Consider the following 11336-nt stretch of genomic DNA (forward strand, 5'->3'; position numbering starts at 1 on the left):
CGCACCACGCCGTAACCGGCGTGGTGGGTCAGAAAGCGCGTCGAAACGTCAGGTTATAACGCCAGGCACCTGCCAGCGGATGAACGCCTGCCTTAAGTGGCAGGATGCCGTGGTAACGCAGGCGCGACGGCCCGCCCCACACCACAATGTCGCCATGTTCCAGCAGCACACGCTGAGTCGTGTCGCCCCGTTCGAAGCCGCCAAACTGAAAAACCGCCGGTAAACCCAGCGACACCGAAACGATAGGCTGACGCAGATCTTTCTCATCTTTATCCTGATGCAGCGTCAGCTTCGCGCCCGGCTCATAGCGATTAAGCAGGCAGGCATCCGGATTAAAGCCAGGGAATCCCGCCTCAGACGCCGCCTGCTGCGCCAGAGTACGAAACAGCGGCGGCATAGCCGGCCATTTGCGCCCGTTCAGGTTGTCCTGCTGCTGATACTGGTAGCCGCGTGAATCCACCGACCAGCCAAAATCGCCACAGTTAGTCATCGCCACCGACATGCGATGGCCGCCGGGCGTAATGCGATGGGCAAACGGATTCTGCTCCGCAATGGCCATTATTTGCTGATAAAGCGCCTCTGCATCCTCACGTGCGCGACGCCGCAGGATCACCGCGCCCTCAGCCAGCGTCTCCTGCCAGGGTTGCTCTTCACTAAACAGATCTAACATCAGGGTTCTCCGGATTCAGCGGGGATCAGGAAAGCAGCGAACTGCGGCGACATCCAGCTGACAAATTTATCGCCCTGCTTGCTGATCAGATAGACCGCCAGATGCTGTTCGATCGCCAGCGCCTGGGCTTTTTCTGTGCCAAGTACCATCAGTCCGGTATCCCAGCCATCGGCTTCCAGCGCCGTGGTGGCGATCACCGTGGCGGAAACCAGTTTATGCTCAATTGGCCGTCCGGTAACGGGATCGATCACATGAGAAATGCGTTTGCCGTCCAGTTCATAATAGTTGCGATAGCTGCCGGAGGTGCTGATGCCGTGTCCCTGCAGACTAACGCGCGCCTGAACCGCATTCTCACGATCGGTCGGTTTCTGAATCGCTACCCGCCACGGCTGCTGCTGCGCATTAAGGCCACGGCTCAGTACGGCGCCGCCCACTGACACCAGATAGTTATTGATGCCAAGCTGCTCCATCAGTCGCGCCAGATGATCGGTGGCAAAGCCCTCGCCCACCGTCGAGAGATCGACATAGAGACCCGGCAGATCTTTCTGCAGCCACTGTCCGTCTGCGCCCTGCACCACCCGCAGATGCTGCAATCCGGTCTGCGCCCGGGCAGCGGCGATTTGTGCCGCATCCGGCGTATGGCCGGGCTGTTTCGTCGGGCCAAAGCCCCATAAGTTGACCAGTGGCCCAACGGTAATATCCATCGCCCCGCCGGTTTTACGGCCAATCCGCAGTGAGGTGGTGACAATATCTGCCATGTTTTCACTCACTGGCTGCGGTGACAGGTCACGGCTTTGGTTGAAGCGCGATAAGGCGGAGTCTGGCTTCCAGGTAGAGAGTTCCGCATCGTCTGCGTCCAGCTGCTGCTGAATACGCTGTTGCAGTTCCGCTCTGCGCTCACTCTCTACACCGGCCAGGCTCACCCGCCAGACGGTTCCCATGGTTTTTCCTTCCAGCACCAGCGCGGATGTGGTCGCTGGCTTATCACAGGCCGTTAACATTAACGTTAACATCGCTATAAACAGCAGATTAATCTGAGAACGCATCTTTCCTCACTTGTAACACTTTATTCAGCTCTGCTACAAAGCATAAACTTCGGGTAAAGACGTTTAAAGAGAGTTGAATATTTCTCTGAAACCTATCAGTATTCACCGGTCATCTACCTGTATCCGCCTTTTATCAGGCGACTAACGTTAATCAAAGTAAGGAGCGGCAGATGATCTATCTGATTCTCGTCATTGCCCTGGGGCTGTTTATCTTCAGTAGCTATAAAGTTTTGCACCAGCGTCGTCATCGTCACATGACACCCTCACGCCCGCGCCAGTAACAGGCTTAACTGCACCTGATTGGGGCAAGATCGCCCTGACGCGCGCGGCAAGTGTACCAAAGTGCGCGCGAGGTCTGTGGCTGTGAGAGCGGTAAAGCTGGCATGAATTCTGCACTGTTGAAACAGTGTTTATATCTGAGAGGTGCAGAATGAAAAATTCACAGAAGTGGCAGTCAGCATGGCATCACTGGCTGAGCTTTTCAGCCTTCACCCTGGCAGGCGTGGCATTTGAAGGCGCGCGATTCGGCAGCGTGGTGTCATCAGTGACAACCGCGCCGGAAGCCACGAAGTGGCGAAAGGCTGAAGCGCTCAGCCCGAAAGGTGACGCAGGAGCGCAGCGGTAACTGCGCTCCCGTACAACTCAGAACTGGTAAACCAGACCCAGTGCCACCACGTCGTCGGTATTGATACCGGCTGCGTCGGTGAAAGCGTTGTCGTCCAGCAGGTTGATCTGGTAATCAACGTAGGTGGACATGTTTTTGTTGAAGTAGTAGGTCGCGCCAACATCGATATATTTTTTCAGATTCTGTTTACCCCAGTTCTGAACATCGGTGCCGCGTGAGGTGACGTACGCCAGGGATGGACGCAGGCCAAAGTCGAACTGATACTGCGCAACCAGTTCCCAGTTGTCCGCTTTATCCGCATAGCCATAAGCTGAAGAGTCGTTGGTGCTGTCGCCGAAGCGGGTCGCATTGTACGAGCGTGAGTACATAGCCGCCAGATAGACATTGTTCGCGTCATATTTCAGACCGCCAGTATAGACTTCCGCTTTATCGCCACTCCCGAGGATGCCGGATGTTGCGCTGTTCTGGTCGTTGGTACGGTCAGACTGGAAAGCAGCCGCACCAATGCCGAAGCCTGAACCCAGATCGTAAGTTGTGCTCAGACCCCAGCCGTCGCCATTCTGACCCAGTACGTCACGGCCATTCGGAGACTCTGTGCTGTTGCCATTCTTGCCCTGATACTGGACTGCAAAGTTCCAGCCATCCACCAGACCGAAGAAGTTATTGTTACGGTAGGTCGCCATGCCGTTACCGCGCTGATACATAAAGTTATCTGCGCCGTAGGTATCGCCGCCGAACTCTGGCAGCACGTCGGTCCATGCGCCGATATCGTAGGCTACGCCGTAGTTACGACCGTAGTCGAACGAACCTGCATCACCAAATTTCACACCGGCAAAACCCACACGGGTGTAGCTGTCAGCCGTACCTTCAGACTCGGCGTTGTTCAGCGCCGCCTGGTATTCCCACTGGCCGTAACCGGTCAGCTCATTGCTGATTTCGGTTTCGCCCTTAAAGCCGAAGCGAACGTAAGACTGATCGCCATCAGAACCATCGTTATCAGAGAAGTAGTGCAGACCGTCAACTTTACCAAACAGATCTAATTTGTTGCCGTCTTTGTTGTAGATTTCAGCTGCGTTTGCTGATCCTGCTGCAACCAGCAATGCAGGGATCATCAGGGAGAGAACGCGACGTTTCATTTTATTACCCTCTGTTATGTGCCTTTATTATTTGCCACTGCTAACTGAATGATTAAAAATTCAGCCGGCAGGCCATTGTTGTTTTATAACGGGTAATAATCCACCAGGAAAATGCTACTAAATTTCCAAAACTGTTTCATACATCGAAACAGTTATTTCATAATGTAAATTGCGGGGAACTAATAACCAGCACAGATCGATAAAAAATGGCGCACAAATAGATAAACCCATTTTGGAGGCATTGTTATCAACAGGTTACATAAGAGCATTCCTAAGCACTGAATGATAAAACTTCTACGACGTCTGGTAATAGAATAGACCCCGCTATCATCATTTATTCCATTATTACCTTCATTCTCCCCGAATGAGATGTACAACTTATTATTTCCCGCCGGACAATTTGTCCGGCATTTTTTTGCCTGCTGTCTGCCGTTCCGTTATATCTTCGTAAACTTTCTTGAGCGGGTTAAATTAACTACAGCCCGTCTCCGCACATATTGTTAAAATACGCACGCTTTGCGCCCTGATAGCCCAAATATCCGCCATGTTAATTTATCACCGTAATTAAGCAGGCAGATATTTTAGCTGGTGCGGATTTTCAGCGCTCGCGCATCGATTCTTTGACTTTATTCAGGGGCTTAATCAGATAATCCATGACCGATTTCTGACCGGTTTTAATCTCTACATTGGCCACCATACCAGGCACAATCGGGAATTTCCGTCCGGCGCGGTTAGTCAGCTCGGCTTTCTGGGTTCGGACATAAACACGATAGTAATATTGATCACGTTTTACCTCATCCTGCAGGGTATCTGGCGAGACCGTTTCAACTTCGCCGTGCAGATCACCATAGATGGAGGAGTCGTAAGCGGTCACTTTCACAGTAGCCGCCAGACCGGGCCGGATATAGGCGATATCGCGAGGATTGATGCGCGTCTCAATCAGCAGTTGATCCTCCAGCGGGACGATTTCCATCAGTTTGCCGCCAGGCTCCAGTACGCCACCGACCGTGGTGACCTGAATATCTTTAACGATGCCGCGCACCGGCGAATAGAGTGTGGCACGCGTCAGCTGATCCTCTTTGCCTGCGGCAACCTGCAGTTGCGCATCCAGTTCGGCATTGTTTTTCACCTGCTCTTCGTGGGCGCGCACCAGATAGTCATTGCGCGCCTCATCGATTTTGCCGCGCAGATCGCTGACCTGACGACGCAGACGAATCACCTCAACCTGCCCTGCCGCGCCTTTGGCAACCAGCGGTTCCGTCAGCCGCAGTTCATCCTGCACCAGCCGCAGCGACTGCTGCAGATTACTGATGGTTTCGGTGAGATTACGGCGTCGCGACTCGTAGAGCTGCCGTTCGCGTGTCACCAGGTTCGGCTCCTTCAGCGTTTCGGCGCTGAATGTCAGCGGCGTGCCCGACAGTTCAGCCTCCAGCCGCTCGGACGAGGCGCGCAGCGTGCGCACTTTGGCCTGCGCCTCGCCGAAGTTCGACTGGAAGCGCGTCGGATCGAGGGTCGCCAGCACCTGCCCTTTTTCGACAATGTCGCCCTCATGCACGTTAAGCTGCTTGACGATGCCGCCATCCAGGCTGTCGATCACCTGCGCGCGGCTGGAAGGGGTGACTTTACCGGTGCCGACCGTGACCTCATCCAGAATGGCAAAGTGTGCCCAGATGAGAAATATCGCCAGCGCGGCGGTGCAGAGCCAGATAATCGCCGATGTCCGGCGTTCATGACGGGCAAGATCTTTATCAACAATAACCAGACTCATGCGGTCTCTCCTTTACCAGTCGATGGCGCGGGTGTCGTCGCGCGGCGCAGGATCTCGTCGCGCGGGCCATCGGCCACAATCCGGCCGTTATCCATCACCACAATACGATCGACCATCTTCAACAGCGCCGGACGGTGCGTCACCAGCACCAGCGTCCGGCCGCTAATCCAGCCCTGTAGCTGACGGATCACATGCTCCTCCAGCTGTTCATCCATCGCCGCGGTGGGTTCATCCAGCAACACCACCTGCGGCTGACGCAGGATCAAGCGGCTCAGCATCACCATCTGACGCTGACCGCCCGAAAGTCCGCGTCCGCCTTCGTTAATAATGCGATCCAGACTGGCGGCATCCTGTTGCACCAGCGACAGTGCGCCGCTGATGCGCAGCGCCTGCAGCATCTCCTGTTCGCTGGCATGGGGATTGCCCAGCATCAGATTCTGCCGCAGCGTGCCAAAAAAGAGGCGGGAGTCGTGCGACAGCCAGCCGAGCTGACGACGTAAATCGGTGGGATCGATACGCTCAATATCGACGCCATCGACAATCACTTTGCCCTGACTGGCCTGCGCCTGACCGGCGAGGATCTTCAGCAGCGTCGATTTCCCTGCCCCGACTTTGCCCAGAATGGCAATCTTCTCGCCGGGCTTAATCTGCAGTTGCTGAACGTTGAGCACATTCTTCTCATTCTCTTCGTCATAGCTGTAATGCACATTGCGCAGATCGTACTGGCCGGTGAGCGTCGGGCAGTGTGCCAGCGTGGTCGCTTCAGGCTGATCAAGCGGCTTTTTCAGTAACTCATCCAGCCCTTTCATCGCCATTTTGGCGTGCTGCCAGCGCGAGAAGACCATGGTCAACTGCATCAGCGGGGCGATGGTACGTGATGAGAGCAGGCTGCAGGCAACCAGCGTACCGGTGGTGATTTGCGAATCGAGCACCAGATAGACACCAAATACCAGCATGCCCGCATAGGTGAGCTGCTGCACAGTCGCGGCCCAGCCGGTGAGACGCGCCCCCCACAACCGCTGCTGATTACTGATTGAGGCGCTGACTTCGTGCGTCTGCTCCCACTGACGCTGAAAATAGGGTTCCGCCTGCAGCGCCTTAATATCCTCAATCCCTTCAATGGTCTCCACCAGCACCGCATTGCGCAGCGCTCCTTCCCGCAGCCCCTCTTTGGCCAGCCGCGCCATCGGGATCTGCACCAGCAGACCGGGAATGACGATCAGCGGGATCGCCGCCAGCGGAATTAGCACCAGCCAGCCGCCAACAAACGACATGATAAACAGGAACAGGATGACAAATGGCAGATCGGCCGCTGCGCCTACCGTGGTCGAGGTGAGCAGCTCACGCACCTGGTCGATTTCACGCAGCTGCGAGATAAACGAGCCGGTCGATTTCGGACGCGCCTCATTACGTATGCTCATCGCCCGGGCAAACAGCATGGCCGAGACTTTCAGGTCGATGCGTTTGCCCATGAGGTCTGACACCTGGGTCCGCATCAGCCGGATCAGATACTCAATGGCCGCAGCGATCAGCACGCCGACAAACAGTACCCACAGTGTGGACTGCGACTGGGCCGGAATAACCCGATCGTAGACCTGCATCGAAAAGAGAATACCGGCCAGTGCCAGCACATTACTGATCACCGAGGCCAGCGAAATTTCCGTGATACGGCGGCCCATACCGCGAAAATTTTTCCAGAACCAGTGTGGCTCATAAGGCTGAACGAATTCGTCGATGCGCGCATCACGACCACGCGCCGCTACGCCAATCACGCCGACATCGCCCTGGGCGCGTGCCAGCAGTTCTGCCAGGGCGGTTTCACGTACCACATCGCCGCCCTCACTGAGCCAGTAACGCGCGCTGTTGTCTGAATCGATGCTCTCCAGCACCGCCACGCTGGCATTTTCCAGCACCAGCACCACCGGGGTGATCTCCTGACGCCAGCGCAGTTTGTTTTGCGGCACCATGGTCAGATGCAGTCCCAGCAGGCCGGAGAGCCGTTCCAGCTGCTGTGACACCGGCAGATGTTCAAACCAGCGCATCTGCTGACGCAGGGTTTTGCCATCGGCAGGTTTACCGAATCGCGCGGCCACGCGCAGCATGGCGGCAATCCAGTTATCGGTATTCAGGGTTGATGTACTCATTATTAATGCCTTATCGCTATTGCAGCGAAGGAAGGAGATCGCCGCTGCTTTGCTGGCGATCGATACCCATGATATCGAGCAGATTGTCTACCGCGGCGGCATAACGGACGGTGGCGTCCCAGCCATCGTAAAGCGCGGTGATGCGTGAGCTGTCAGCCTGAAACACATCCTGTTCCACGCTAAGCAGATCGTTCAGGCTGCGCTTACTCAGGCGATATTCATCGGCGTAGACATGACGGGTATGGTCGGCGCTGGCCAGCTGCACTTCCCCGGCAGCCTGCCGCTGCTGCGCGCCAATCATGTCGGCATAGGCGGTAGAGGCGTTTTGATTGATGGCGAGCTTGGCCTGCTGAATAGCGGCCTGCGCCGCTTCACGATCGCCCTCCGCTGACTGGGTTTTCGCATTCACCAGGCCGCCCTGGTACAGCGGCGCTTCCACCTGCAACTGCACTTCATCATCCCAGTAAGATTGACGATCGTTTTCATAGCGTGTCCGGCCCGCCTGTACTTTAATCGTCGGCCAGTGTCCGGACTCCGCCTGGCGCACCCGTTCCCGGGCGGCTTCCTGTTTCGACTGCGCGCTGCGCACCGCCGCGCTGCTTTCATAGGCGATTTTGTCGAGGGTGATCTGCTGTTTAAGCAGCGCCTGTGGCAGTTCTGGCAGCGTGGCGGGAACTACGCCGGTCAGTACGGTCAGCTGCGCGGTGGCGGAACGGTGCTGGGCGCGATATTGCTCCAGCGTGGCCTGCATCGCGGCGATGCGGGTTTCCGCCTGCAGCACGTCGGACTGGGAATTAAGGCCGGCATCGGCGCGCAGCTTCGCGATATCCCGCACGCGCTTCAGCGAGGCGATATTGGTGTGCGCCGTTTCTGCCAGCGCCTGGTAACGTTTGACTTCGAGGTAGGCCTGCAGCGTATCTTCCGCCACGGTGGTCATCGAGTCGAACAGGCTGTAACGATAAGCATCCGACAGCGCGTGCTGCTCATCGATGGCGCTGCCGGTACGACCAAAGTCGTAGAGCAGCTGGCTGAGCGTGATGCCACCGGAGCCGTTATTGTTGAGGCTCCCGGCAGAGTCAGTCTGATGCGAGCGTCCCGCGGCGCCCTGCAGTGAGATCTGCGGATACCAGGCACTGCGGGCGGCATCAAGATCCCCCTCACCGATGTGGATCTGTGCCGCCGCTTCCGAGATTTTCGGATTGCGGGCGAAGGCCCGAAGAATGGCGTCGCGCAGCGTTAAGCTGGCAATCTGCTCTTCGGTGGGCGCGGCGCGCCAGTTAAATTCGGCTTTAGGTAACGGGGCGGCAAAGGCCGCGTGTACTGCAACGCCACTCAGGGCGCACAACAAAAAAGTTAATCGCGCTTTGTTCATTATCCATACCAACAGGGGTTCTTATCATCATGGTGTTTTTCCTGGTGAACAAAGCGAGCAAAAAGGGGTGCCACTCAGCGTCTGACGCATTTATTGCATTATTTTATTTATGGTTCGCAAGCGAGACGCTAAACGACCTTTAACATTATTAGAACATATCCCGGGCTTATTCCTGCTAAAAACAGATGAAATCGTTAATATTTCTCCTGAGAGGACAAAAAAAAACACTAAATGTATCCACGCCAATCCAGACAGACTTAACAGACCTGTCCGGAAGGCAGTACGTTTACTAATGTGTCAGCGTCAGACCAGGGGATGTGCTGCAGGATGCTGCAGCAGGTGATCGGCAAGCGTATAAGGACTATCAGAGAACAGATGGCTTTCCTGCGGTGTAGCGGCGGCAGTGGATGCCTGCGCCACGTGCGCGGTTTCGGCCTGCTGTGTCAGGCTGACCGTCTCCAGCAGTTGATCCACTGTGTGCCCCTCCAGCGGGGTGGCACTGTCCGTATGTGATGCCACCTGCACCGTCTGGCTGGCACTGGCCAGATTACCGGCGCTGTCTTTGCCGCTGACTGTCATCTGGTACTCACCATCGTCCAGCGGTGCCAGTTGCCCGGCCAGAATGGTCAGCGCCCAGCCGCCATCGGCTTTGACACTGGCGCTGTAGTGCTGATCGCCCAGCGTTAATTCGACAAGGCTGCCCGGTTGCAGATGACTGGAGCTGCCCTGTATCAGATGCCAGCTGTTGACATCGGCAGCATCAATTTTGTTATCACCAAAAGCCGTGTCCAGGGTCAGCGTCGGTCGCTGATGCACGGCTACGGTAAACAGTTGATCACTGGTCTGGGTGTCGCTGTTGCCATATTCATCCCAGCGGTGAAAGGTGGCGGCGACCGGGCCATCCGGCAGTGCCAGCAGCTCGCTGGAGGTCAGTGTTACCATACCTTTGGCATCGGGCTGGTAGGTTTTACCGTTGATCTCCAGGGTGTTGGCGCCTTCAACGTAGAAGCTCAGATCGTGCTGCGCCTCCTGATAGTTAAGCGTCATGTCACCGCCGATATCCATTTCAGTGTAGATCGGAATAAAACCGGTGTGGATATTCAGCTCATGCGTGACGTTGGTGTAGTTGTTGGCCCCGTCGATCGACCAGGCGCGGATTTCCCCAACGTTGATAAAAGCGTGCACATCCGCTGCCGGGATCACCACCTGCCAGTGTCCATCTTCGGCTATCGTGGTGGCATAATCTTTCTGATTGGCACCGTTGATCACCAGCCGATGGCCCGGCATCACGGTGGAGAGCGTGCCGCTCAGTAGCAGATCCTGCTGGCTTTCTGCCAGGTTTATCACATCGTCCGCAGTGACCTTGTCGAAGGTAATTTTTGGCAGGCTACTCAGATGGGTGATCAGCGTCAGATCGTGATATTCGGTGGCGCTGTTTCCATTGGGATCGGTTGCCGTGACTTTCAGGCTGTAGACCCCGTCTTTCAGCGCCTGCATATCGCTTTCATTAAATGTGCCATACCACTTACCGTCGTTTCCCATGCTGGCGGTGGTGGTTTGCGTCCCCAGCGTCAGTGTCAGCTTCGACCCCACCGGCAAGTGCGTTGCGCTGCCGCTGATCTCAACGCCATAAATGCTCTCAGCAATACTCACCGCGTTATCGCCACTGACCTTGTCCACGCTCAGGGTAGGTTTGATCGTGCGGTCGACATAGAGGCCAAAATCAACGGTCGTTGCCGTGCTTTGCCCTGCTTTATCGGTAATGGTCAGCGTGAGCGTGTGATTGCCATCCGGTACGCCTTTCAGCGCGTCGGCCGGCATAGAAGCATTCCAGTAGCCCCACTGATTAACGGTGCTGTGCCAGCTTTGATCGTTGAAGGTCAGCGTGACGGTGGAACCCGCTTCTCCTTCCGCACGGCCGCGCAGATGCACCGGTTTTTCCGCTTCCCAGCCGGCGATCACACCATCACTGGCGATCGCTTCATAGGGCCGCAGCGCGGCGGGCGGTGAACTCTTCACCGTAGCCAGAGTGTTGTCGTTGAGCGGGCTGCTATGCAGTGAGGCCGTGGAGAGCAGGGTGTCAGGCAGGCTCTGACCCGGCGTGGCGAAGGGAAGGCTCAGACTTTGCGTGGCGGCTGGCGCAATGGCGGGCACAGCACTATCGGCAACGGCAAAGTCGCTGACTGCCGTCTGGAAAATGGATTCGAGCCGGATGGTACGAAGCGTATCGCGTGATGTCATAGGTAACCTCAGTTCAGAACAGAAACGCAGACAAAAACCATCGGATAAACCGATCGTTAAGCCTGACGACATGATAGTGGGACAGCTGAAGCTGCCCGTTTCCGCTGGTCGGAACCGGTTACCCGCAGGTAACAAGGATTGATAAACAGGACGCTAATAAAAGCGACAAATAGAGCCAGAATGCTGATTTTACGGCGTGACGCCGTTTGTTGCGCCTACCCTAATCTTTCATTCTGCTAATGAATAGTGGCGATAATCTGGAAAATAGAATTATCACGTGACTAAAACAAAAAAAGCGGGTGCTTTCGCACCCGCTCTATTCATCTTCTGAACT

Annotated in this window: 9 protein-coding genes; 2 read left to right on the top strand and 7 right to left on the bottom strand. The window is 56.0% G+C overall.

The window, feature by feature from the left end:
* Positions 1-28: 28 nt before the first annotated feature.
* Both alkB and apbE read right to left on the bottom strand, forming a co-directional pair.
* Positions 29-670 carry a DNA oxidative demethylase AlkB gene (gene alkB / locus AC0T7J_RS05430; RefSeq protein ID WP_473792687.1) on the bottom strand — a complete coding sequence of 214 codons (642 nt, stop codon included), beginning with the start codon at positions 668-670 and terminating at the stop codon, positions 29-31.
* The gene (gene apbE, locus AC0T7J_RS05435; protein WP_473792689.1) at positions 670-1716 is read right to left on the bottom strand and encodes an FAD:protein FMN transferase ApbE; all 1047 of its coding nucleotides are present in this window, start codon (positions 1714-1716) and stop codon (positions 670-672) included. Before apbE ends, alkB begins: the two co-directional genes overlap by 1 nt.
* Positions 1717-1886: 170 nt before the next feature.
* Between apbE and AC0T7J_RS05440 the strand changes: the two genes are divergently transcribed.
* Positions 1887-1997, top strand: a complete 111-nt coding sequence (locus AC0T7J_RS05440) for a hypothetical protein (protein WP_010248361.1) — start codon at positions 1887-1889, stop codon at positions 1995-1997.
* Positions 1998-2146: 149 nt separating this feature from the next.
* Positions 2147-2341, top strand: coding sequence for a hypothetical protein (locus tag AC0T7J_RS05445; protein WP_010248364.1), 195 nt, complete (start codon positions 2147-2149; stop codon positions 2339-2341).
* A 17-nt stretch (positions 2342-2358) separates the two neighbouring features.
* Here AC0T7J_RS05445 and ompC read toward each other — a convergent pair whose 3' ends face one another.
* The 5 genes from ompC to AC0T7J_RS05470 all read right to left on the bottom strand — a co-directional run bounded on the left by ompC (position 2359) and on the right by AC0T7J_RS05470 (position 11002).
* Complete coding sequence (ompC, locus tag AC0T7J_RS05450; RefSeq protein ID WP_010248366.1) at positions 2359-3477, bottom strand: porin OmpC; 1119 nt, start codon at positions 3475-3477, stop codon at positions 2359-2361.
* A gap of 598 nt (positions 3478-4075) precedes the next feature.
* A complete protein-coding gene (locus tag AC0T7J_RS05455) occupies positions 4076-5245 on the bottom strand; it encodes a beta-barrel domain-containing protein (protein ID WP_010248368.1) in 1170 nt (389 codons plus the stop codon).
* Positions 5242-7389 carry a type I secretion system permease/ATPase gene (locus tag AC0T7J_RS05460; RefSeq protein WP_473792692.1) on the bottom strand — a complete coding sequence of 716 codons (2148 nt, stop codon included), beginning with the start codon at positions 7387-7389 and terminating at the stop codon, positions 5242-5244. The genes AC0T7J_RS05455 and AC0T7J_RS05460 overlap by 4 nt, the downstream gene beginning before the upstream one ends.
* Positions 7390-7405: 16 nt before the next feature.
* Entirely contained in the window at positions 7406-8761 is a 1356-nt protein-coding gene (locus AC0T7J_RS05465) for a TolC family outer membrane protein (RefSeq protein ID WP_473792694.1), read from the bottom strand.
* A gap of 303 nt (positions 8762-9064) precedes the next feature.
* On the bottom strand, positions 9065-11002 hold the full coding sequence (locus AC0T7J_RS05470; RefSeq protein ID WP_473792696.1) for an Ig-like domain-containing protein: 1938 nt from the start codon (positions 11000-11002) through the stop codon (positions 9065-9067).
* Positions 11003-11336 lie beyond the last annotated feature (334 nt).

The organism is Pantoea sp. E956-1 (assembly GCF_982223955.1).